Consider the following 368-nt stretch of genomic DNA (forward strand, 5'->3'; position numbering starts at 1 on the left):
CTATTGTAATAACCTTAGTCGTTTTTTAAGATAGCTAAACGCTATCTTAAAAACTCCTATTATTACTATTGTAATAATCTCATTACGTTTTGTTGAACAGCGTTAGCTTGGCTCATTGCATATACACCTGATTGAGCTAGGATTTGGTGTTTACTAAATGTAGCACTCTCAGATGCAAAGTCAACATCTCTAATATTACTTTCAGCTGATTTAACATTTACTTGAGTAACTGAAATATTATTAACAGTTGAAACAAGTTGGTTTTGGACAGAACCAAGGTCACTTCTGATTGCTTCAAGAGCTTTTTGAGCTGATTCAGCAATATTCATCATTGCTTGTGCGCCTTTTAATGTCATTACACCTGCAGC

General features: G+C 34.2%; 1 protein-coding gene. It reads right to left on the reverse strand.

Annotation, left to right across the window (positions count from 1 at the left end; genetic code table 11):
* Positions 1-65 precede the first annotated feature (65 nt).
* Positions 66-368 (reverse strand): flagellin (locus AVBRAN12640_RS09950; RefSeq protein WP_336609202.1); only part of this gene is annotated, 303 nt, incomplete at its 5' end.

The organism is Campylobacter sp. RM12640 (assembly GCF_020137595.1).
In the GTDB taxonomy this organism is placed as follows: Bacteria; Campylobacterota; Campylobacteria; order Campylobacterales; family Campylobacteraceae; genus Campylobacter_E.